The sequence below is a fragment of the Nocardioides sp. Arc9.136 genome, from assembly GCF_030506255.1.
Lineage (GTDB): Bacteria > Actinomycetota > Actinomycetes > Propionibacteriales > Nocardioidaceae > Nocardioides.
The window spans coordinates 3664520-3683979 of record NZ_CP113431.1 but is presented as its reverse complement, the minus strand read 5'-3'; the positions used below and the strand labels follow the sequence as shown (position 1 = coordinate 3683979).

Here is a 19460-nt window from a genome sequence, read left to right as displayed (position 1 = left end):
ATGCCTCGCAGCCTGAAGAAGGGCCCCTTCGTCGACGACCACCTGATGAAGAAGGTGGACGCCGAGAACGAGAAGGGCAGCCACAACGTCATCAAGACCTGGTCGCGCCGCTCGATGATCGTCCCGGCGATGATCGGCCACACGATCGCCGTCCACGACGGCCGCAAGCACGTGCCGGTCTTCGTGACCGACTCGATGGTCGGCCACAAGCTCGGCGAGTTCGCCCCCACCCGCACCTACCGCGGGCACGTCAAGGAAGACCGGAAGGGACGCCGTCGATGAGTGTCACCGAACGTCAGCGCACGAGCGCGCGCCGCGAGTCGCTCCTCGGCGACCAGCCGGGCGCCTTCGCCAGCGCCCGCTTCACGCGGATCACGCCGATGAAGGCACGCCGCGTCGTGGACATGGTCCGCGGCATGGGTGTCGACGAGGCCCTGGCCCTGCTGCAGTTCGCTCCGCAGGCCGCCTCCGAGACCGTCTACAAGGTCCTCGAGAGCGCGATCGCCAACGCCGAGACCACCGAGGGCCTGGACCGTGCCGACCTGGTCGTCTCGGTCGCGCAGGTCGACGAGGGTCCGACGATGAAGCGGTGGCGCCCCCGCGCCCAGGGTCGTGCGACGCGCATCAACAAGCGCACGAGCCACATCACGCTCGTCGTCCAGCCGGCTGGCGTGGTCGCGGCGAAGAAGACCGCCCGGAAGAACGGAAAGAGTGCCTGATGGGCCAGAAGATCAACCCGAACGGCTTCCGCCTCGGCATCTCCACCGACCACAAGTCCCGGTGGTACGCCGACAAGCTGTACAAGTCCTACGTCGGCGAGGACGTCGCGATCCGCAAGCTGCTCTCCAAGGGCATGGAGCGGGCCGGCATCTCCAAGGTCGAGATCGAGCGCACGCGTGACCGCGTCCGGGTGGACATCCACACCGCGCGTCCGGGCATCGTCATCGGTCGCCGTGGCGCCGAGGCCGACCGCATCCGCGGCGAGCTCGAGAAGCTGACCGGCAAGCAGGTCCAGCTGAACATCCTCGAGGTCAAGAGCCCCGAGGTCGACGCGCAGCTGGTCGCCCAGGGCGTCGCCGAGCAGCTCTCGGGTCGTGTGCAGTTCCGCCGAGCCATGCGCAAGGCGATGCAGACGACGATGCGCTCGGGTGCCAAGGGCATCCGGATCCAGTGCTCCGGCCGCCTCAACGGCGCCGAGATGTCGCGCACCGAGTTCTACCGCGAGGGTCGCGTCCCGCTGCACACCCTGCGTGCGGACATCGACTACGGCTTCTACGAGGCCCGCACGACCTTCGGCCGCATCGGCGTGAAGGTCTGGATCTACAAGGGCGAGGTCGCCGGCACCCGTGCCGAGCGCCAGGCCCAGGCCGCTGCCCGCGCCGGTGTCCCCGGCCGCGGTGGCCGTCCGACCCGTGGTGGCGAGCGCCCGAGCCGTGGCTCGCGCGGTGACCGCCCCACCCGTTCCGACCGCGGCGGCGACGCCCCGGCCGTGACCGAGGCGCCGGCCGGCGGCGACACCGCCCAGGCCACCACCCCGGCAGAGACCCAGGAGGGCTGACCTCATGCTGATGCCCCGTCGTGTCAAGCACCGCAAGCAGCACCACCCCAAGCGGACCGGTATGGCCAAGGGTGGCACCACGCTCGCGTTCGGTGACTTCGGCATCCAGGCGGTCGAGGGTCACTACGTGACCAACCGCCAGATCGAGTCGGCGCGTATCGCGATGACGCGCCACATCAAGCGTGGCGGCAAGGTGTGGATCAACATCTACCCCGACCGCCCGCTGACCAAGAAGCCGGCCGAGACCCGCATGGGTTCCGGCAAGGGCTCTCCCGAGTGGTGGGTGGCGAACGTCAAGCCCGGCCGCGTCATGTTCGAACTCTCCGGTGTCACCGAGGACGTCGCTCGCGAGGCCATGCGCCGCGCGATGCACAAGCTCCCGATGAAGTGCCGGTTCATCTCGCGAGAGGCGGGTGAATTCTGATGGCCAACGGTACGAAGGCCCACGAGCTCGACGAGCTCAACGACGTCGACCTCGAGGCGAAGCTGCGCGAGGCCAAGGAGGAGCTCTTCAACCTCCGGTTCCAGGCGGCCACCGGCCAGCTGGAGAGCCACGGCCGGCTCCGCACGGTCAAGAAGGACATCGCCCGGATCTACACCGTGGTGCGCGAGCGCGAGCTCGGCATCCGCACCGCTCCGGGTACGGACAACGAGGATGGTGCCGCATGAGCGAGCAGACCCCGACCGCGGAGCGCAGCTCCCGCAAGGTCCGCGAGGGCCTGGTCGTCAGCGACAAGATGGACAAGACCGTGGTCGTGTCCGTCGAGGACCGCGTCAAGCACGCCCTGTACGGCAAGGTCATGCGCCGCACGAGCAAGCTGAAGGCGCACGACGAGGCCAACGAGTGCGGCATCGGCGACCGCGTGCTCCTCATGGAGACCCGCCCGCTGTCGGCGACCAAGCGCTGGCGCGTCGTCCAGATCCTCGAGAAGGCCAAGTAGCACCCTCCCCGCCCACCGGCGGGAGGTCCACGACAAGTTCGGCCAGGCTCGACGACCGTGAGTCGTCGAGAACCGGCACGACAACCAGGAGAAACTGATGATCCAGCAGGAGTCGCGACTCAAGGTCGCCGACAACACCGGTGCGAAGGAGATCCTCTGCATCCGTGTTCTCGGTGGCTCGGGTCGGCGCTACGCCGGTATCGGCGACGTCATCGTCGCCACCGTGAAGGACGCGATCCCCGGTGGCAACGTCAAGAAGGGTGACGTCGTCAAGGCCGTCGTCGTGCGCACCGTCAAGGAGCGCCGCCGTGCCGACGGTTCGTACATCCGCTTCGACGAGAACGCCGCCGTGATCCTCAAGAACGACGGCGAGCCGCGAGGCACCCGCATTTTCGGCCCCGTGGGCCGCGAGCTGCGCGAGAAGAAGTTCATGAAGATCATCTCGCTCGCGCCGGAGGTGCTCTGAGTCATGGCGAAGAGCGTGAACATCAAGAAGGGCGACACCGTCAAGGTGATCGCAGGCAAGGACAAGGGTGCCGAGGGCAAGGTCATCAAGGTCCTCCGTGAGGAGAACCGGGTGGTCGTCGAGGGCGTCAACCGGATGAAGCGGCACACCAAGGCCGTCAACCAGGGTGGCACCACGAGCACCGGCGGGATCATCACCGCCGAGGCCCCGATCCACGTCTCCAACGTGATGCTCGTCGAGGGTGACGGCGTGACGCGCGTCGGCTTCCGTCGCGACGAGGTCACCAAGCGCCGCCCGGACGGCTCGACGTACCAGGCTGAGCGCAGCGTCCGCATCTCGCGCAAGACCGGCAAGGAAATCTGATGACCGAGACCCAGACCTCCGCTGCGGCCACCCCGCGGCTGAAGACGCGGTACCGCGAGGAGATCCTCCCGGCGCTGCAGAGCGAGTTCGAGATCGGCAACGTCATGCAGGTCCCCGGTCTGGTGAAGATCGTGGTCAACATGGGCGTCGGCGAGGCGGCTCGTGACTCCAAGCTGATCGAGGGTGCGGTCAAGGACCTCACCGCGATCACCGGCCAGAAGCCGCTCGTCACCAAGGCCCGCAAGTCGATCGCGCAGTTCAAGCTGCGCGAGGGCATGCCGATCGGTGCGCACACCACGCTGCGCGGCGACCGCATGTGGGAGTTCCTCGACCGGCTGCTGTCGCTCGCGCTGCCCCGCATCCGCGACTTCCGCGGCCTCTCGCCCAAGCAGTTCGACGGCCGTGGCAACTACACGTTCGGTCTGACCGAGCAGGTCATGTTCCACGAGATCGACCAGGACCGGATCGACCGGTCGCGCGGCATGGACATCACGATCGTGACCACGGCCACCAACGACGACCAGGGTCGGGCGCTGCTCAAGCAGCTCGGCTTCCCGTTCAAGGAGAACTGACATGGCGAAGACCGCCCTCAAGGTCAAGGCCGCCCGCAAGCCGAAGTTCGCTGTGCGCGGCTACACCCGCTGCCAGCGCTGCGGCCGCCCGAAGGCCGTCTACCGCAAGTTCGGCCTGTGCCGGATCTGCCTGCGGGAGATGGCCCACCGTGGCGAGCTGCCCGGCGTGACCAAGTCCTCCTGGTAATCAACCCTCTACAACGATCGCTGCAGGTCGCACCTGAGATGCAGGTGCGAAACCACGGTGGAGAAAGGGCCTCACGGCCATGACGATGACTGACCCGATCGCAGACATGCTTACTCGTCTGCGCAACGCCAACCAGGCGTACCACGACGCGGTGTCCATGCCGTACAGCAAGCTCAAGCAGGGCGTCGCGGAGATCCTCCAGCAGGAGGGTTACATCACCTCCTTCGAGGTGAAGGAGCCGACCGAGGGCGAGGTCGGCAAGACGCTGACCATCACCCTCAAGTACGGCCGCAACCGCGAGCGCTCCATCGCGGGCGTCCGCCGCATCAGCAAGCCCGGTCTCCGGGTGTACGCCAAGCACACGGGTCTCCCGAAGGTGCTCGGCGGCCTGGGTGTCGCGATCATCTCGACCAGCCAGGGCCTGCTGACCGACCGCCAGGCCAACCAGAAGGGCGTGGGTGGGGAAGTCCTCGCCTACGTCTGGTGACGACGAGAACTGCGAAGGAGTACTAGAAGCATGTCGCGTATTGGCAAGCTCCCCGTCGCGGTCCCGTCCGGCGTCGACGTGGCGATCACCGGCCCGGTCGTGACGGTCAAGGGGCCCAAGGGCACCCTGTCCCACACCGTCGCCGAGCCGATCACCGTCGAGCAGGGCGAGGGCGTCCTGGACGTCAAGCGGCCCGACGACGAGCGCATCAGCAAGTCGCTGCACGGCCTGACCCGCACGCTGGTCAACAACATGGTCGTCGGCGTCACCGAGGGCTACGAGAAGAAGCTCGAGATCGTGGGCGTCGGCTACCGCGTCCTCTCCAAGGGTCCGACCCAGCTGGAGTTCCAGCTCGGCTACTCGCACCCGATCGTGTTCGACGCCCCCGAGGGCATCACGTTCACGGTGGAGGGCCCGACCCGCCTCGGCGTCCAGGGCATCGACAAGCAGCTCGTCGGCGAGACCGCCGCGAAGATCCGCAAGCTGCGCAAGCCCGAGCCCTACAAGGGCAAGGGCGTCCGTTACGCCGGCGAGCAGATCCGCCGCAAGGTCGGAAAGGCTGGTAAGTGACCATGGCCATCTCGCTCAAGAACAACAAGCACACGGCTGCCCGGGTCAAGTCGCGCCTGCGTCGTCAGGCCCGTGGCCGCAAGAAGGTCGCCGGCTCCGCCGAGCGCCCTCGCCTGGTCGTCACCCGTTCCGCGAAGCACATCACCGTGCAGGTCGTGGACGACAACGTCGGCCAGACCCTCGCGTACGCCTCCACCATGGAGTCGGACCTGCGGGGCTTCGAGGGTGACAAGACCGCCAAGGCCAAGCGCGTCGGCGAGCTCGTCGCCGAGCGTGCCAAGGCTGCCGGTATCGACGGCGTGGTCTTCGACCGCGCCGGGAACAAGTACCACGGTCGCGTCGCGGCCCTGGCCGACGGCGCCCGCGAGGGCGGCCTGACCTTCTGATCGCAAGAGCTGCAAGAGAGAGAAGAGGAACAGTCTCATGAGCGGAGCCCAGCGCAGTCAGCGCGGTGGCGAGCGCCGAGGCAACCGCGACGACCGTCGCGGTGGCCAGGCTGCTGACAAGACCGCCTACATCGAGCGCGTCGTTGCGATCAACCGTGTCGCCAAGGTCGTGAAGGGTGGCCGTCGCTTCAGCTTCACCGCCCTGGTCATCGTCGGTGACGGCGAGGGTCTGGTCGGTGTCGGCTACGGCAAGGCCAAGGAGGTGCCCGCGGCGATCGCCAAGGGTGTCGAGGAGGCGAAGAAGGCTTTCTTCCGCGTCCCCCGCATCCAGGGCACGATCCCGCACCCGGTCCAGGGCGAGAAGGCGGCTGGCGTCGTCATGCTGCGTCCGGCCGCGCCCGGTACCGGCGTCATCGCCGGTGGCCCGGTCCGTGCGGTCCTCGAGTGCGCCGGCATCCACGACATCCTGAGCAAGTCGCTCGGGTCGTCGAACCAGATCAACATCGTCCACGCGACGGTCGAGGCCCTGCGGATGCTCGAGCAGCCGGAGGCCGTCGCGGCCCGTCGTGGGCTGCGGGTCGAGGACGTCGCCCCGGCGGCGCTCCTCCGGGCTCGCCTCGAGGTGCCGGCGGGTGTCTCCGAGGAGGTGTCCTCCTGATGGCGCAGCTGAAGGTCCAGCAGAAGAAGTCCACGATCGGCTGCAAGGCCAACCAGCGCGAGACCCTGCGCACGCTCGGTCTCAAGCGGATTGGCGACGTGGTCGTCAAGGAGGACCGCCCGGAGATCCGGGGCATGGTCCACACCGTCCGTCACCTGGTGACGGTCGAGGAGGTCGACTGACATGACGCTCAAGCTGCACCACCTGCGTCCCGCCCCGGGCGCCAAGACCGCGAAGACCCGTGTGGGTCGCGGTGAGGGCTCCAAGGGCAAGACCGCGGGCCGCGGTACCAAGGGCACCAAGGCTCGCTACCAGGTCCCCTCCGCCTTCGAGGGTGGCCAGATGCCGCTCCACATGCGGCTCCCGAAGCTCAAGGGCTTCAAGAACCCGTTCAAGGTGGAGTTCCAGGTCGTCAACCTCGACCGCCTGGGCGAGCTGTTCCCCGAGGGTGGCCAGGTCACCGTCGAGGACCTCATCGCCCGCGGTGCCGTCCGTGACGGTCACCCGGTCAAGGTCCTCGGCCAGGGCGACATCTCGGTGAAGGTCCAGGTGAGCGCGAACGCGTTCTCCGCCTCCGCCAAGCAGAAGATCGAGGCTGCAGGCGGCACGACCACCGTCCTGTGATCGTTGTCCCGGGAGGGGCGCGGCGCGGCTGCTGAACTCAGCAGGCTCGTGCCGCGCCCCTTCCGCGCATCACCATCCGGTACGTCACTCTCCACCAGCGTCCCGACCACCCCGGTCGGAGACGTGACAGCGACACCTGCCTGTTAGGCTTCCGGGGCTCGCCGGTCGCCGGGAGGCGGCCTCCAGCAGGGAAAAGAGGAACTTCGTGCTCAGCGCGTTCGTGAACGCATTCCGGACTCCGGACCTGCGGCGCAAGCTGCTCTTCGTCCTGATGATCGTGGCGATCTTCAGGCTCGGGTCCCAGATCCCCGCGCCCGGTGTGAACGTCGGCAACGTCCAGTCCTGCATCGACCAGGTCGAGGACAACAGCGTCTACAACCTGATCAACCTGTTCTCGGGCGGGGCGCTCCTCCAGCTGACGATCTTCGCGCTGGGGATCATGCCCTACATCACCGCCAGCATCATCCTGCAGCTGCTCGTCGTGGTCATCCCACGGCTCGAGGCGCTGAAGAAGGAGGGCCAGGCGGGCCAGACCAAGATCACCCAGTACACCCGGTACCTGACGCTGGGGCTCGCGCTCCTCCAGGCCACCGGCATCGTCGCCCTCGCGCGCTCGGGCAACCTGCTGCAGGGATGCACCGAGCCGCTGCTGCACAGCAACGGCACCGGGACGTTCCTCGTCATGGTCGTCACGATGACCGCCGGCACGGCCGTCATCATGTGGCTCGGCGAGCTCATCACCGAGCGCGGCGTCGGCAACGGCATGTCGATCCTGATCTTCACCCAGGTCGTCGCGACGTTCCCGGCCTCGATGTGGGACGTCCAGAAGCAGCAGGGCTGGTGGACCTTCGGCATCGTGCTGATCGTCGGCCTCGTGATCGTCGCCGCGGTCATCTTCATCGAGCAGGCCCAGCGGCGGATCCCGGTGCAGTACGCCCGGCGGATGGTCGGCCGCAAGATGTTCGGCGGCAGCTCGACCTACATCCCGCTCAAGGTGAACCAGGCCGGCATCATCCCGGTCATCTTCGCCTCGTCGCTGCTCTACCTGCCCGCCATGGCGGTGCAGTTCAACAGCAACGCGGACTCCGCGCCGCTGCGCTTCATCAACAAGTACTTCGTGACGGGGGACAACCCGCTCTACATGGCGGTCTTCTTCCTGCTCATCGTCTTCTTCACCTACTTCTACGTGTCGATCACCTTCAACCCGACCGAGGTGGCCGACAACATGAAGAAGTACGGCGGCTTCATCCCCGGGATCCGGGCGGGCAAGCCGACCGAGGACTACCTGTCCTACGTCCTGTCCCGCATCACGCTGCCGGGCGCGGTCTACCTCGGTCTGATCTCGTTGATCCCGCTGATCGCGCTCGTGCTGATCAACGCCAACCAGAACTTCCCGTTCGGCGGCACGTCGATCCTGATCATGGTCGGCGTCGCCCTCGACACGGTGAAGCAGATCGAGAGCCAGCTCCAGCAGCGCAACTACGAAGGGTTCCTCCGTTGAGGCTGATCCTGATGGGCCCCCCGGGAGCCGGCAAGGGCACCCAGGCGAAGTTCGTCGCCGAGCACTTCGGCATCCCCGCGATCTCGACCGGTGACATCTTCCGCGCCAACGTCTCCCAGGGGACCGAGCTGGGCATCGAGGCCAAGCGCTACATGGACGCGGGGGAGTACGTCCCCGACGAGGTCACCAACCGGATGGTGCGCAACCGCATCGACGAGGAGGACGCCAAGCCCGGCTTCCTGCTCGACGGCTACCCGCGCACCCTCGCGCAGGTCGAGGAGCTCGACGGGATGATCGCCTTCACCGGCCACTCCCTCGACGCCGTGGTCTGCCTGACCGTCGACGCCGACGAGATCGTCCAGCGGCTGCTCCAGCGCGCGCAGGTCGAGGGCCGGGCCGACGACACCGAGGACGTCATCCGGCGTCGCCAGGAGGTGTACGTCGAGCAGACCGAGCCGCTCATCGCGGTCTACGGCGAGCGCGGCATCCTGGTCTCGGTCGACGGCATGGGCGAGGTCGACGAGGTCACGAAGCGGATCTTCGACGCCCTCGACGCCATCCCCGAGTCCTGACCGGGACGGGGCCGGGCTGATGGGGCTGCGCGACCGGGGCGTCGAGATCAAGACCCCCGAGCAGATCGCGTCGATGCGACGCGCCGGGCTGGTCGTGGGGGAGACCCTCGAGCTGCTGCGCGGCCACGTCCGCGCCGGCACCAGCACCGGTGAGCTCGACGCCATCGCCGAGGACAACATCCGCTCCTCCGGCGCGACGCCGTCGTTCAAGGGCTACCACGGCTTCCCCGGCTCGATCTGCGCCTCGGTCAACGACGAGGTCGTCCACGGGATCCCCGGCGACCGCGTGCTGGCCGAGGGCGACGTGGTCTCGATCGACTGCGGGGCCATCGTCGACGGCTGGCACGGCGACGCCGCGGTCACGGTCGCGGTCGGCGCCGTGCCGGCCGAGGTCACCGAGCTGATGCGGGTGACCGAGGAGGCGATGTGGCGCGGGATCGCGGCAGCCCGCCTGGGCGGCCGGGTCACCGACATCTCCCACGCCGTCGAGCAGCACGTGCGCTCGCAGGGGTCCTACGGGATCCTCGAGGACTACACCGGCCACGGCATCGGCTCGGCCATGCACCAGCCGCCCGACGTCCCCAACTACGGCCGGCCGGGCCGCGGCCCCAAGCTGGTCCGCGGCCTCGCGCTCGCGGTCGAGCCCATGGTCACCCTCGGCGGCAAGGACGTCTCGACGCTCGCCGACGACTGGACGGTCGTCACCGACGACGGCACCTGGGCCGCCCACTTCGAGCACAGCTTCACCCTCACCGAGCGCGGCGCCTGGGTGCTCACCGCGCTCGACGGCGGCGAGGCGGCCCTGACCGCGCTCGGCGTGCCGTACGGCGGCTCCTGAGCCGCCCGGCCCGCTCGCACCGCCCGGCCCGCGGGGGTCGCGGACGCCCGGGATGGGTAACGCACCCCCAAGCCCGTGCGAGGATGTCCCCCGCAGGGGGGAGTATTCCTTCGCCGCGGTCTCGTCAGCACGTCCGGTGATCCGAACCGGTCCGGGGCCGTGGGTCGCCACCGCGGCGGAAGAGACCTCTGACGTTCTGTCGTCCGCCTGACCAGGAGGAACCCTGTGGAAGTCTCCGCCCTCGAGTGGGGCATCACGATCGGCATCACCGTCGCGGTGCTGCTCTTCGACGTCGTCGTCATCGCCCGCAAGCCGCACGAGCCCTCGCTGCGCGAGTGCACGGTCTACCTGAGCATCTACGTCGGTGCGGCGATCATCTTCGGCGCCTGGGTGTGGATCTTCCACGGGCACGACTTCGGGATCGAGTTCTACACCGGCTGGTTGGTGGAGTACTCGCTGTCGGTCGACAACCTGTTCGTCTTCATCGTCTTGATGTCGGCGCTGGCGGTGCCGCGCAAGTACCAGCAGGAAGCCCTGATGGTGGGCATCATCCTGGCGCTGATCTTCCGCGCGATCTTCATCGCGGTCGGCTACCAGCTGGTCGAGAACTTCTCGTGGGTCTTCTACATCTTCGGCGCGTTCCTCATCTACACCGCCGTCAGCCTGGTGCGCAGCTACCGGGGCGGCGAGGAGGAGCACCCGGAGGAGAACCGCCTGGTGAAGTTCGCCCAGCGCCGGCTCAACGTCGCCGAGGACTACCGCGGCCTGAGCCTGTGGTGGAAGGAGAACGGCGTCCGCGTCGTGTCCCCGATGCTCATCGTGATCGTCGCGCTCGGTGCCACGGACATCATGTTCGCGCTCGACTCGATCCCGGCGATCTTCGGCATCACCCAGGAGCCGTACCTCGTCTTCACGGCGAACGTCTTCGCGCTGATGGGCCTGCGCCAGCTCTACTTCCTGCTCGGCGGGCTCCTGCAGCGGCTGGTCTACCTCTCGCTCGGGCTCGCGTTCATCCTGGCCTGGATCGGCGTCAAGCTGATCGTCCACGCGCTGCACGAGGGCCACGTCATCGGCTTCGAGGTGCCCACCCTGGCGAGCCTCGCGGTCATCATCCTGACCCTGGCGATCACCGCGTGGCTGAGCCTGGCCAAGACTCGGCGCGACGAGAAGGCCGAGATGACGGCCTCCAACCCGCCGGCGCCCAAGCCCTCGGAGTGACGGAATAGGGCGGGGCCGGGTCGGCGTTCCCCGGGGGATGACCGACCACAGCCCCGCCCTCTCCGTGCTCGACCTGGTCCCGGTCCGCAGCGACCAGGCGACCACCGACGCCCTGCGTGCGTCGACGTCGCTCGCCCGGGCGGCCGACCGCCTCGGCTTCCGTCGCTACTGGGTGGCCGAGCACCACAACATGGCTGCCGTCGCCGCCACCAACCCGCCGGTGCTCATCGGCGTGCTGGCCGCGGCGACGGAGCGCATCCGGCTGGGGTCCGGGGGAGTGATGCTCCCCAACCACGCACCGCTCGTGGTGGCCGAGCAGTTCGCGCTGCTCGAGGCGGCGTTCCCGGGCCGGATCGACCTGGGCATCGGCCGCGCGCCGGGCACCGACCCGGTGACGAGCTGGGCGCTGCGGCACGGCGCCGGCGGGGTGAGCGACGAGGCTGTCACCCGGTTCCCCGAGTACGTCGACAACGTGCTGGCGATGATGGACACCGCCGGCGTCGGGATCTCGGTCCAGGGCCACACCCACGCGCTGCGGGCGACCCCGGCCGCCACCTCGGTGCCGACCATCTGGCTGCTCGGCTCCTCGGACTACTCGGCGCGCCTCGCGGCGGAGAAGGGCATGCCCTACGTCTTCGCCCACCACTTCTCCGGGCAGGGGACCGCCGAGGCGCTCGAGCTCTACCGCAGCACCTTCCAGCCCTCGCCCGAGCTGGCCGAGCCGCGCACCTTCCTGACCGTCAACGCCGTCGTGGCCGACGACGCGGCGGAGGCACGCCGGCTGGCGCTGCCCCAGCTGCAGATGATGCTCGCGCTGCGCACCGGCCAGCCGCTGGGTCCGGGCCGCCTGGTCGAGGAGGCCGAGAAGCTGCAGGCCGAGATGCCGCCGGCGCACCAGCAGCTCATGGACTCCATGGCCGAGCGCTGGATCATCGGTGGCCCCGAGGAGTCCCGCTCGCGCCTGGCCGGGCTGGCGGCGACGTACGGCGTCGACGAGGTCATGGTGGCCCCGGTCGCCGCGGCGTACGTCGGCACCGAGCCGACCGCGAGCCCCACCCGCGAGCGCACGCTCGAGCTGCTCGCGGCCTGAGACGTCCTCCGGGCGGCACGCCCGGGGGTGTGCGCACCTCCCCGCACGGATTCGTGTTATGGGGCGCGGTGCGCCTAGACTGCAACGTCGGCCCAACGTGGGTCTGTTTCGTGGTGCCTCGCGGCTGCCCGGAGCCAGTGCGGACGTCCCGCTCCTCGGAGCGATCGTCGGTGCGTGCCGGGAAGAGGACCACGGACGGCTGCACGAGGTCCACCGGCGCGCTGGAGACAGCACGCCGGAGGTTCCCGGGCCACCCGCAGGCGGTCCGCGCCGCAGGCGGTGCAGACACGGTGGACGACGACCGACAACAGATTGTGGAGGACATGCCGAAGAAAGAAGGCGTGATCGAGATCGAGGGCACCGTCGTGGAGGCCCTGCCCAACGCCATGTTCCGCGTCGAGCTGAGCAACGGCCACAAGGTTCTCGCCCACATCAGCGGCAAGATGCGGCAGCACTACATCCGGATCCTCCCCGAGGACCGCGTGGTGGTGGAGCTCTCGCCGTACGACCTCACGCGGGGTCGCATCGTCTACCGCTACAAGTAGCAGCCGACCCACCAGAAGGGCCTGAACAATGAAGGTCAACCCGAGCGTCAAGAAGATCTGCGACAAGTGCCAGGTGATCCGTCGCCACGGCCGCGTCATGGTGATCTGCGAGAACCCTCGCCACAAGCAGCGCCAGGGCTGAGTCCCGCTGCCGCCGGCCCCCGGGCCGCGCACAACTGAACAACAACAACGTGATCGCTCACCCGCCACCCGGCGGGTCAACCACCTCCGGTGCAGAGGCCGGAGCCTGGTCCACCACGGACCAGGGCGCGACACGACCGACACCTCTGCGGAACTGCAAAGGAACGCCACATGGCACGCCTCGTTGGTGTGGACCTCCCGCGCGACAAGCGCATCGAGATCGCACTCACCTACATCTACGGCATCGGCCGTACCCGCTCCCAGCAGCTGCTCGCGGCCACCGGGGTCAACCCGAACCTCCGCGTGCACGAGCTGGGTGACGAGGAGCTGGTCAAGCTCCGCGACGAGATCGAAGCCAACTTCAAGATCGAGGGTGACCTCCGTCGCGAGGTCCAGGCTGACATCCGCCGCAAGATCGAGATCGGCAGCTACCAGGGTCGCCGCCACCGCATGGGCCTCCCGGTCCGCGGTCAGCGCACCAAGACCAACGCGCGTACCCGCAAGGGCCCCAAGCGCACGGTTGCCGGCAAGAAGAAGGCCAAGTGATCCGACGCCTCGGCGTCTCACTGCCTTCCACCTCACAGACCAGCTAACTCAGGAGATACTGCATGCCTCCCAAGAGCCGCAACGCGGCCGGCGCCAAGAAGGTGCGCCGCAAGGAGAAGAAGAACGTCGCCCAGGGCGAAGCCCACATCAAGAGCACGTTCAACAACACCATCGTCACGATCACCGACCCCACCGGTGCGGTGATCTCGTGGGCCTCGGCCGGCACCGTCGGCTTCAAGGGCTCGCGCAAGTCCACCCCGTTCGCCGCGCAGATGGCCGCTGAGGCCGCCGGTCGTCGGGCGATGGAGCACGGCATGAAGAAGATCGACGTCTTCGTGAAGGGCCCGGGTTCGGGCCGCGAGACGGCGATCCGCTCGCTGGGTGCGATCGGCCTCGAGGTCGGCACCATCCAGGACGTCACGCCCGCTCCGCACAACGGCTGCCGCCCGCCCAAGCGCCGCCGCGTCTGATCGCCCGCTGAGAACAGGAGACTTTGAGAAATGGCCCGTTACACCGGCCCCATGACCCGGAAGTCGCGCCGTCTCGGCGTCGACCTCGTCGGCGGTGACGGCGCGTTCGAGCGTCGTCCCTACCCCCCTGGCCAGCACGGCCGCGGCCGCATCAAGGAGAGCGAGTACCTCCTGCAGCTGCGCGAGAAGCAGAAGGCCCGCTTCACGTACGGCGTGATGGAGAAGCAGTTCCACAACTACTACACCGAGGCCTCGCGTCGCGCCGGCAAGACCGGTGACAACCTGCTCCAGCTGCTGGAGTGCCGCCTCGACAACGTGGTCTACCGCGCCGGCTTCGCCCGGACCCGCCGCCACGCCCGCCAGCTGGTCGTCCACGGCCACTTCAAGGTCAACGGCAAGAAGGTCGACATCCCGTCGTACCAGGTGAGCGCCCACGACGTCATCGACGTCCGGGAGAAGTCGCTCGAGACCACGCCGTTCATCGTGGCCCGCGAGACCCACGGCGAGCGCGTCGTCCCCGCCTGGCTCGAGGCGCTGCCGACCCGCATGCGGATCCTCGTGCACCAGCTCCCCGTCCGGGCCCAGATCGACATCCCGGTCCAGGAGCAGCTCATCGTGGAGTACTACTCCAAGAAGTGATCCGAGGGGGCTCCGCCTCCTCACCCCTCGTCGGGGTCCGGCCGGCTCCGGCCGCCGGGCCCCGTCGGGACCCAGCTACAACTTCCGCCGACTGCAGTTCGGGCCCGTCATATAGCGGGTGGGCCCGGGAAGGAAAACACCAGTGCTGATCGCACAGCGCCCCACCCTGTCGGAAGAGACCGTCGACGAGTTCCGCTCGCGGTTCGTGATCGAGCCCCTCGAGCCCGGCTTCGGCTACACGCTCGGCAACTCGCTGCGCCGTACCCTCCTGTCGTCGATCCCCGGTGCCTCGGTCACGAGCATCAAGGTCGACACCGTCCTCCACGAGTTCTCGACGATCGAGGGCGTCAAGGAGGACGTCACCGAGATCATCCTGAACCTCAAGGGCCTCGTCGTCTCCTCCGAGCACGACGAGCCGGTCACCATGTACCTGCGCAAGTCCGGTGCCGGTGACGTCACCGCCGCCGACATCGCGCCCCCGGCCGGTGTCGAGGTGCACAACCCCGACCTGAAGATCGCGACCCTCTCGGAGAACGGCAAGCTCGAGATGGAGCTCGTCGTCGAGCGTGGCCGCGGCTACGTCTCCGCGGTGCAGAACAAGGGCGCCGACAACGAGATCGGCCGGATGCCGGTCGACTCGATCTACAGCCCCGTGCTGAAGGTGACCTACAAGGTCGAGGCCACCCGAGTCGAGCAGCGCACTGACTTCGACAAGCTCGTCATCGACGTCGAGACCAAGCCGTCGATCCGTCCCCGCGACGCGATCGCCTCGGCCGGCAAGACCCTCGTCGAGCTCTTCGGCCTCGCCCGTGAGCTCAACGTCGAGGCCGAGGGCATCGACATCGGCCCCTCGCCCGTCGACGAGCAGCTCGCCGCCGACCTCGCCCTCCCGGTCGAGGACCTGCAGCTGACCGTCCGGTCCTACAACTGCCTCAAGCGCGAGGGCATCCACACCGTGGGTGAGCTCATCAGCCGCTCGGAGCAGGACCTGCTCGACATCCGCAACTTCGGTGCGAAGTCGATCGACGAGGTCAAGGCCAAGCTGGTCGAGATGGGTCTGTCCCTCAAGGACAGCGCCCCCGGCTTCGACGCCGCCGCCGCCCTCGCGGCGTACGGCGACGACGACGACGACGCGTTCGTCGAGGACGAGCAGTACTGAGCTGGACGGCGGGAGCGTGTCGCCAGTGGGACTCCGTCCCACGCGGCTTCGCCGCCGGGCGACACGCTGCCCCGCTCAGCAGTTGACGTGGGTGCCGCTCGAGGTCCACTGGCGGCCCTCGGGCCGCCATCTCGGGTGACCACCGCGTCGCACGACTGAGACAAGCTGACCGAGGGCGAACCCGCCCGCGGCCTACTACCCCGGTACCTGGTACGGCCGGGGAGGAACGAGAGAGACATGCCGAAGCCCACCAAGGGTCCCCGCCTCGGCGGCGGCCCGGCGCACCAGCGCCTCATCCTGGCGAACCTGGCCACCCAGCTCTTCGAGCACGGCCGGATCGTCACGACCGAGGCCAAGGCGCGCGCGCTGCGCCCGCACGCCGAGAAGCTGATCACCAAGGCGAAGAAGGGCGACCTGCACAACCGCCGCGAGGTCCTCAAGACCGTCCGCGACAAGGGTGTCGTCCACACGCTCTTCACCGAGATCGCGCCGACCTTCTCCGAGCGCCCGGGTGGCTACACCCGGATCACCAAGCTCGGCCCCCGCAAGGGCGACAACGCCCCCATGGCGGTCATCGAGCTGGTGACCGAGGCCTACGCCCCGTCGGCCCCCAAGGCGAAGGCCGCGCCGGCCGCCGCCGCGGCGCCCGCCGAGGAGACCGTCTCGGAGGACACCACCACCGAGGCCGGCCCGACCGAGCTCGCCGAGGAGGCCTCCCCCGAGGAGAGCGTCGTCGCCGAGGAGGGCACCGAGCTCACCGAGCCCGTGTCCGAGGAGGCCGCCGAGGCCGAGGCCGCTGCGGAGTCCGAGGACGAGTCCAAGGCCTGATCGGCCGCAGCGATCCACCTGCACCACCACCGACCCGCCCGGTCCTCCGGGCGGGTCGGTGCCATTTCCGGGGGCGCGCGGCCCGGCGGCTACCAGCCGCCCTCGACCAGCCGGACCGCCTCGGGGAGCGTCAGCCCCGCGCGGCGCGCGGCAGCGACGTACGCCGCCCCTGCCCGCTCGGCCTCGGCCCTGGTCCCGGCGTCCGCCCCGGCGGGCCGGGAGGCGACGAAGGTGCCGCGACGGCCCTCGGTGACCACGACGCCGTCGGCCTCCAACGCACGGTAGGCCTTGGCGACGGTGTTGACCGCCAGACCCAGCTCGGCGGCGACGCCCCGCACCGTCGGGAGGCGCGTGCCGGCGGGTAGGTCGCCGGCGGCCACGCGACCCGCGAGCTGGGCCCGCAGCTGCTCGAACGGCGGGGTCGGGTCGGCGGCGTCCAGCGGGTGCACCTGCATGGCGTCACCCTAGGGTGGCGCCATGGAGCCGGGTGCGGAGCAGGACGTGCTGGTGGTGGGGGAGTCGCTCGTCGACGTCGTGCGCGCGGCGGACGGGACGACGCGCGAGCACCCCGGGGGCAGCGCGGCGAACGTCGCCGTCGCGCTGGCCCGGCTCGGGCGGCCCGTGCGGTTCGCGACGGCGTACGCCGAGGACGACCACGGGGCGATGCTCGCCGAGCACCTCGCCGGCTCCGGCGTCCGGCTCGCCACCGACCCCGCGACGATCAGCCGCACCTCGACCGCGCTCGCCACGATCGGCACCGACGGGGCGGCCAGCTACACCTTCGACCTGGCCTGGGAGCTCGGGCCGGTGGACCCGGACCCCGCGCCCGTCGTGGTGCACACCTGCTCCCTGGGCGCGGTGCTGGCGCCCGGCGCGGAGGACGTCGTCGCGCTGCTCCGGCGGCTGCGGGACCGGGCGACGGTGACGTACGACGTGAACGCGCGGCCGGCGGTCACCGGCACCGGACCGGACGTGGTCGCCCGGGTGGAGCGGGTCGCGGCACTGGCGGACCTGGTCAAGGCCAGTGACGAGGACCTCGCCGCCCTGTGGCCGGACCTCGACGAGGCCTCCGCCGTCTCCCGCCTGCTGGACCTCGGGCCGGCCGCGGTGGTGGTGACGCGGGGTGGCGAGGGGGCGACGTGGACCGGTGCGCGGAGCGCGGTCGAGGTGGCCTCCCTGCCGGTCGAGGTCGCGGACACGATCGGGGCCGGCGACACCTTCGGGGCGGCGCTGGTCGACGCGCTGTGGGAGCGGGGCCTGCTCGGCGCCGACCGGCGCGCGGCACTGGGCGCGATCGGCGACGAGGAGGTGGCCGCCGTGCTCGACCACGCCGCGCGGGCGGCGGCGGTGACGGTGTCCCGGCCCGGCGCCGACCCGCCGTACCGCCACGAGCTCTGACGCGGCGGCCTGAGGCAGCTCGCTAGGGCGCCAGCCACTGGTGGACGAGCGGCACCACCGAGGCGCCCTCGCCGCTCGCGGCCGCGACCCGCTTCATCGAGCCGGCGCGGATGTCGCCGGCGGCGAAGACGCCGGGCAGGGTCGTCGCGAGGTTGGCGGGCGGCAGGCCGTCGTGCCAGCGGTCCTTGGGCACGTCGCGACCGGTGAGCACGAAGCCGCGGTCGTCGCGCGCCACGGCGTCGGGCAGCCAGTCCGCCTGCGGCTCGGCGCCGAGCAGGAGGAACAGGCCTCCCACGCTGCGTCGCGTGAGGGTCCCGTCGCGGGTGTCGCGGACGGAGATCCACTCCAACCGGCCGTCGCCGCCGCCGTCGACCACCTCGCTGCAGGTGGTCACCGTGATCCGGGGGTTGTAGGCGATCTCGCCGAGGAGGTACTGCGACATGGTCTCGGCCAGGCTGGGGCGGCGGACGAGGACGGTGACCGAGCGGGCGAAGCGGGCCAGGTGCACCGCGGCCTGGCCGGCGGAGTTGCCGCCGCCCACGACGACCACGTCCTGGTCCTCCATCTCGCGCGCGGCGGTCATCGCGGCACCGTAGAAGACGCCGCTGCCCACCAGCTCCTCGAGCGGCTCGACCCGGAGCTTGCGGTAGGCGACGCCGGTCGAGACCACCACGGCGCGGGCGGCGACGTCGCCGCCGTCGGTGCGCACGACGTGCGGCACCTCGCCCTCGCCGGGCACCAGCCCGTGCACGGTCCAGCCGGTGACGAAGCGGGTGCCGAACCGCAGCGCCTGGTTCCGCGCCCGCTGGGCCAGCCGCATCCCGGAGATGCCGCGCGGGAAGCCCAGGTAGTTGCGGATCATCGAGCTGGTGCCGGCCTGCCCGCCGATGGCCTCGGCCTCCAGCACCACGCAGGTGAGCCCCTCGGAGGCGGCGTACACCGCCGTCGCCAGCCCGGCCGGCCCGCCGCCGACCACGCACACGTCGACGGTGCCGTCCACGTCGAGGTCGCTCGGCGCGCCGTACAGGCTCATCGCCACGGTGCGCACCGTGGCGTCCTCGACGACCGGGCGCTCGGGCGCCCACACGAGGGGGTACGCCGCGTCGTCGGAGCCGTCGCCGAGGAGGTGGCGCGCGACGGGGTCGTCGGGGTGGTAGACGCGGCTGGCCATGCCCATCCGGTCCAGGAAGTCGCGGATGGCGAGCACCCGGCCGTCGCGGACGGGGCTGATGATCTTCGCGGAGACGACCTCCGGCTCCGCGATGGTGGCGCCCCAGTCGCTCAGCAGGTCGGTGACGGCGTGGTGGAACTCCTCGTCGCGGGTGCCGCGCGGCATCAGCAGGTAGGCGTCGTACTTGCCCTTGGCCATGCCCGCGCGCAGGGCGGGGGCGTCGGCCAGGAACCGGTCCCAGTGCGCGGCGATCATCCGGCGGGCGTTGGGGACGACGGCACGCCAGCGGTGGAAGCCCTCGAGCACGTGGCAGTCGGGCAGCACCGACTCGGCGACGAACATCGCGACCGTGCCGCCGCCCGCCACGATGTCGCGGGCGACCTCCTCGGCCTCCGCGCAGCTGCGGGCGCAGCGCACGTCGTACTCCCGCTCGTAGCGTCCGAAGGCGTCCTGGAGGTCGTCGACGTGGTGCTCGGAGACCAGGACGATCGCGGGGGGTGCGCTCACGGGGACAGCGTACGGAAGGATGAGG

Annotated in this window: 31 protein-coding genes; 29 read left to right on the top strand and 2 right to left on the bottom strand. The window is 69.9% G+C overall.

The genetic code is table 11. The annotated features are described in order from the left end of the window. The 28 genes from rpsS (at position 1) to rplQ (ending at position 16359) form a co-directional block, all read left to right on the top strand. A complete protein-coding gene (gene rpsS / locus OSR43_RS17790; RefSeq protein WP_302268085.1) occupies positions 1-282 on the top strand; it encodes a 30S ribosomal protein S19 in 282 nt (93 codons plus the stop codon). Continuing rightward, positions 279-719, top strand: a complete 441-nt coding sequence (gene rplV, locus OSR43_RS17785) for a 50S ribosomal protein L22 (protein ID WP_302268084.1) — start codon at positions 279-281, stop codon at positions 717-719. Before rpsS ends, rplV begins: the two co-directional genes overlap by 4 nt. Continuing rightward, positions 719-1558, top strand: coding sequence for a 30S ribosomal protein S3 (gene rpsC, locus OSR43_RS17780; protein ID WP_166195678.1), 840 nt, complete (start codon positions 719-721; stop codon positions 1556-1558). The genes rplV and rpsC overlap by 1 nt, the downstream gene beginning before the upstream one ends. Before the next feature lie 4 nt (positions 1559-1562). Then, positions 1563-1982: a 50S ribosomal protein L16 gene (gene rplP, locus OSR43_RS17775; protein ID WP_302268083.1), complete on the top strand. Its 420-nt coding sequence runs from the start codon at positions 1563-1565 to the stop codon at positions 1980-1982. Then, entirely contained in the window at positions 1982-2227 is a 246-nt protein-coding gene (gene rpmC, locus OSR43_RS17770) for a 50S ribosomal protein L29 (protein WP_302268082.1), read from the top strand. Before rplP ends, rpmC begins: the two co-directional genes overlap by 1 nt. Then, positions 2224-2499 (top strand): 30S ribosomal protein S17, encoded by a 276-nt coding sequence (gene rpsQ / locus OSR43_RS17765; protein ID WP_166195674.1) that lies wholly within the window; start codon positions 2224-2226, stop codon positions 2497-2499. Before rpmC ends, rpsQ begins: the two co-directional genes overlap by 4 nt. 97 nt (positions 2500-2596) lie before the next feature. After that, complete coding sequence (gene rplN, locus OSR43_RS17760) at positions 2597-2965, top strand: 50S ribosomal protein L14 (protein ID WP_116570784.1); 369 nt, start codon at positions 2597-2599, stop codon at positions 2963-2965. 3 nt (positions 2966-2968) lie between these two features. Then, positions 2969-3328, top strand: coding sequence for a 50S ribosomal protein L24 (gene rplX, locus OSR43_RS17755; protein WP_302268080.1), 360 nt, complete (start codon positions 2969-2971; stop codon positions 3326-3328). Then, positions 3328-3900, top strand: a complete 573-nt coding sequence (rplE, locus tag OSR43_RS17750; protein WP_302268079.1) for a 50S ribosomal protein L5 — start codon at positions 3328-3330, stop codon at positions 3898-3900. Before rplX ends, rplE begins: the two co-directional genes overlap by 1 nt. Position 3901: 1 nt before the next feature. Further along, a complete protein-coding gene (locus OSR43_RS17745) occupies positions 3902-4087 on the top strand; it encodes a type Z 30S ribosomal protein S14 (RefSeq protein WP_011757321.1) in 186 nt (61 codons plus the stop codon). 79 nt (positions 4088-4166) lie between these two features. Further along, a complete protein-coding gene (gene rpsH, locus OSR43_RS17740; protein ID WP_166195670.1) occupies positions 4167-4574 on the top strand; it encodes a 30S ribosomal protein S8 in 408 nt (135 codons plus the stop codon). 30 nt (positions 4575-4604) lie between these two features. Beyond that, positions 4605-5144: a 50S ribosomal protein L6 gene (gene rplF / locus OSR43_RS17735; RefSeq protein WP_302268077.1), complete on the top strand. Its 540-nt coding sequence runs from the start codon at positions 4605-4607 to the stop codon at positions 5142-5144. 2 nt (positions 5145-5146) lie between these two features. Beyond that, on the top strand, positions 5147-5530 hold the full coding sequence (gene rplR, locus OSR43_RS17730) for a 50S ribosomal protein L18 (RefSeq protein ID WP_300952985.1): 384 nt from the start codon (positions 5147-5149) through the stop codon (positions 5528-5530). Positions 5531-5567: 37 nt separating this feature from the next. Further along, positions 5568-6188 carry a 30S ribosomal protein S5 gene (rpsE, locus tag OSR43_RS17725; RefSeq protein ID WP_302268076.1) on the top strand — a complete coding sequence of 207 codons (621 nt, stop codon included), beginning with the start codon at positions 5568-5570 and terminating at the stop codon, positions 6186-6188. Continuing rightward, positions 6188-6370: a 50S ribosomal protein L30 gene (gene rpmD, locus OSR43_RS17720; protein ID WP_165228353.1), complete on the top strand. Its 183-nt coding sequence runs from the start codon at positions 6188-6190 to the stop codon at positions 6368-6370. Before rpsE ends, rpmD begins: the two co-directional genes overlap by 1 nt. Position 6371: 1 nt before the next feature. Continuing rightward, positions 6372-6812: a 50S ribosomal protein L15 gene (gene rplO / locus OSR43_RS17715; protein ID WP_302268075.1), complete on the top strand. Its 441-nt coding sequence runs from the start codon at positions 6372-6374 to the stop codon at positions 6810-6812. A 205-nt stretch (positions 6813-7017) separates the two neighbouring features. Then, positions 7018-8313, top strand: coding sequence for a preprotein translocase subunit SecY (gene secY / locus OSR43_RS17710; RefSeq protein WP_302268074.1), 1296 nt, complete (start codon positions 7018-7020; stop codon positions 8311-8313). Then, positions 8310-8885 (top strand): adenylate kinase, encoded by a 576-nt coding sequence (locus OSR43_RS17705; RefSeq protein WP_302268073.1) that lies wholly within the window; start codon positions 8310-8312, stop codon positions 8883-8885. The genes secY and OSR43_RS17705 overlap by 4 nt, the downstream gene beginning before the upstream one ends. Before the next feature lie 16 nt (positions 8886-8901). Further along, a complete protein-coding gene (map, locus tag OSR43_RS17700) occupies positions 8902-9723 on the top strand; it encodes a type I methionyl aminopeptidase (RefSeq protein ID WP_302271710.1) in 822 nt (273 codons plus the stop codon). Positions 9724-9948: 225 nt separating this feature from the next. Next, complete coding sequence (locus tag OSR43_RS17695; RefSeq protein ID WP_302268072.1) at positions 9949-10941, top strand: TerC family protein; 993 nt, start codon at positions 9949-9951, stop codon at positions 10939-10941. A gap of 37 nt (positions 10942-10978) precedes the next feature. Further along, a complete protein-coding gene (locus OSR43_RS17690) occupies positions 10979-12031 on the top strand; it encodes an LLM class flavin-dependent oxidoreductase (RefSeq protein ID WP_302268071.1) in 1053 nt (350 codons plus the stop codon). A 323-nt stretch (positions 12032-12354) separates the two neighbouring features. Beyond that, a complete protein-coding gene (infA, locus tag OSR43_RS17685; RefSeq protein ID WP_011757309.1) occupies positions 12355-12576 on the top strand; it encodes a translation initiation factor IF-1 in 222 nt (73 codons plus the stop codon). 28 nt (positions 12577-12604) lie between these two features. Beyond that, a complete protein-coding gene (gene rpmJ / locus OSR43_RS17680) occupies positions 12605-12718 on the top strand; it encodes a 50S ribosomal protein L36 (RefSeq protein WP_056862094.1) in 114 nt (37 codons plus the stop codon). A 170-nt stretch (positions 12719-12888) separates the two neighbouring features. Continuing rightward, positions 12889-13263 carry a 30S ribosomal protein S13 gene (rpsM, locus tag OSR43_RS17675; RefSeq protein ID WP_302268065.1) on the top strand — a complete coding sequence of 125 codons (375 nt, stop codon included), beginning with the start codon at positions 12889-12891 and terminating at the stop codon, positions 13261-13263. Between the two features lie 62 nt (positions 13264-13325). After that, positions 13326-13733 carry a 30S ribosomal protein S11 gene (gene rpsK, locus OSR43_RS17670; RefSeq protein ID WP_154615536.1) on the top strand — a complete coding sequence of 136 codons (408 nt, stop codon included), beginning with the start codon at positions 13326-13328 and terminating at the stop codon, positions 13731-13733. A 30-nt stretch (positions 13734-13763) separates the two neighbouring features. Then, positions 13764-14372, top strand: coding sequence for a 30S ribosomal protein S4 (rpsD, locus tag OSR43_RS17665; protein ID WP_302268063.1), 609 nt, complete (start codon positions 13764-13766; stop codon positions 14370-14372). 142 nt (positions 14373-14514) lie between these two features. Beyond that, positions 14515-15531, top strand: coding sequence for a DNA-directed RNA polymerase subunit alpha (locus OSR43_RS17660; RefSeq protein WP_302268062.1), 1017 nt, complete (start codon positions 14515-14517; stop codon positions 15529-15531). Between the two features lie 237 nt (positions 15532-15768). After that, positions 15769-16359 carry a 50S ribosomal protein L17 gene (gene rplQ / locus OSR43_RS17655; protein WP_302268061.1) on the top strand — a complete coding sequence of 197 codons (591 nt, stop codon included), beginning with the start codon at positions 15769-15771 and terminating at the stop codon, positions 16357-16359. Positions 16360-16448: 89 nt separating this feature from the next. Here the strand turns inward: rplQ and OSR43_RS17650 are convergent, their stop codons facing one another. Then, on the bottom strand, positions 16449-16814 hold the full coding sequence (locus tag OSR43_RS17650) for a GntR family transcriptional regulator (protein ID WP_302268060.1): 366 nt from the start codon (positions 16812-16814) through the stop codon (positions 16449-16451). 22 nt (positions 16815-16836) lie between these two features. Here OSR43_RS17650 and OSR43_RS17645 point away from each other — a divergent pair, with 22 nt between their 5' ends. Next, positions 16837-17757, top strand: a complete 921-nt coding sequence (locus OSR43_RS17645; protein ID WP_302268059.1) for a carbohydrate kinase — start codon at positions 16837-16839, stop codon at positions 17755-17757. A gap of 22 nt (positions 17758-17779) precedes the next feature. Here OSR43_RS17645 and OSR43_RS17640 read toward each other — a convergent pair whose 3' ends face one another. Continuing rightward, a complete protein-coding gene (locus OSR43_RS17640) occupies positions 17780-19435 on the bottom strand; it encodes an FAD-dependent oxidoreductase (RefSeq protein ID WP_302268058.1) in 1656 nt (551 codons plus the stop codon). Positions 19436-19460: the final 25 nt, after the last annotated feature.

What these genes read in the sequence shown, in the direction of transcription:
- rpsS (WP_302268085.1), top strand. Translation starts at nt 1, where the DNA reads ATGCCTCGCAGCCTGAAGAAGGGCCCCTTCGTCGACGACCACCTGATG.
- rplV (WP_302268084.1), top strand. Translation starts at nt 279, where the DNA reads ATGAGTGTCACCGAACGTCAGCGCACGAGCGCGCGCCGCGAGTCGCTC.
- rpsC (WP_166195678.1), top strand. Translation starts at nt 719, where the DNA reads ATGGGCCAGAAGATCAACCCGAACGGCTTCCGCCTCGGCATCTCCACC.
- rplP (WP_302268083.1), top strand. Translation starts at nt 1,563, where the DNA reads ATGCTGATGCCCCGTCGTGTCAAGCACCGCAAGCAGCACCACCCCAAG.
- rpmC (WP_302268082.1), top strand. Translation starts at nt 1,982, where the DNA reads ATGGCCAACGGTACGAAGGCCCACGAGCTCGACGAGCTCAACGACGTC.
- rpsQ (WP_166195674.1), top strand. Translation starts at nt 2,224, where the DNA reads ATGAGCGAGCAGACCCCGACCGCGGAGCGCAGCTCCCGCAAGGTCCGC.
- rplN (WP_116570784.1), top strand. Translation starts at nt 2,597, where the DNA reads ATGATCCAGCAGGAGTCGCGACTCAAGGTCGCCGACAACACCGGTGCG.
- rplX (WP_302268080.1), top strand. Translation starts at nt 2,969, where the DNA reads ATGGCGAAGAGCGTGAACATCAAGAAGGGCGACACCGTCAAGGTGATC.
- rplE (WP_302268079.1), top strand. Translation starts at nt 3,328, where the DNA reads ATGACCGAGACCCAGACCTCCGCTGCGGCCACCCCGCGGCTGAAGACG.
- OSR43_RS17745 (WP_011757321.1), top strand. Translation starts at nt 3,902, where the DNA reads ATGGCGAAGACCGCCCTCAAGGTCAAGGCCGCCCGCAAGCCGAAGTTC.
- rpsH (WP_166195670.1), top strand. Translation starts at nt 4,167, where the DNA reads ATGACGATGACTGACCCGATCGCAGACATGCTTACTCGTCTGCGCAAC.
- rplF (WP_302268077.1), top strand. Translation starts at nt 4,605, where the DNA reads ATGTCGCGTATTGGCAAGCTCCCCGTCGCGGTCCCGTCCGGCGTCGAC.
- rplR (WP_300952985.1), top strand. Translation starts at nt 5,147, where the DNA reads ATGGCCATCTCGCTCAAGAACAACAAGCACACGGCTGCCCGGGTCAAG.
- rpsE (WP_302268076.1), top strand. Translation starts at nt 5,568, where the DNA reads ATGAGCGGAGCCCAGCGCAGTCAGCGCGGTGGCGAGCGCCGAGGCAAC.
- rpmD (WP_165228353.1), top strand. Translation starts at nt 6,188, where the DNA reads ATGGCGCAGCTGAAGGTCCAGCAGAAGAAGTCCACGATCGGCTGCAAG.
- rplO (WP_302268075.1), top strand. Translation starts at nt 6,372, where the DNA reads ATGACGCTCAAGCTGCACCACCTGCGTCCCGCCCCGGGCGCCAAGACC.
- OSR43_RS17690 (WP_302268071.1), top strand. Translation starts at nt 10,979, where the DNA reads ATGACCGACCACAGCCCCGCCCTCTCCGTGCTCGACCTGGTCCCGGTC.
- infA (WP_011757309.1), top strand. Translation starts at nt 12,355, where the DNA reads ATGCCGAAGAAAGAAGGCGTGATCGAGATCGAGGGCACCGTCGTGGAG.
- rpmJ (WP_056862094.1), top strand. Translation starts at nt 12,605, where the DNA reads ATGAAGGTCAACCCGAGCGTCAAGAAGATCTGCGACAAGTGCCAGGTG.
- rpsM (WP_302268065.1), top strand. Translation starts at nt 12,889, where the DNA reads ATGGCACGCCTCGTTGGTGTGGACCTCCCGCGCGACAAGCGCATCGAG.
- rpsK (WP_154615536.1), top strand. Translation starts at nt 13,326, where the DNA reads ATGCCTCCCAAGAGCCGCAACGCGGCCGGCGCCAAGAAGGTGCGCCGC.
- rpsD (WP_302268063.1), top strand. Translation starts at nt 13,764, where the DNA reads ATGGCCCGTTACACCGGCCCCATGACCCGGAAGTCGCGCCGTCTCGGC.
- rplQ (WP_302268061.1), top strand. Translation starts at nt 15,769, where the DNA reads ATGCCGAAGCCCACCAAGGGTCCCCGCCTCGGCGGCGGCCCGGCGCAC.
- OSR43_RS17650 (WP_302268060.1), bottom strand. Translation starts at nt 16,814, where the DNA reads ATGCAGGTGCACCCGCTGGACGCCGCCGACCCGACCCCGCCGTTCGAG.
- OSR43_RS17645 (WP_302268059.1), top strand. Translation starts at nt 16,837, where the DNA reads ATGGAGCCGGGTGCGGAGCAGGACGTGCTGGTGGTGGGGGAGTCGCTC.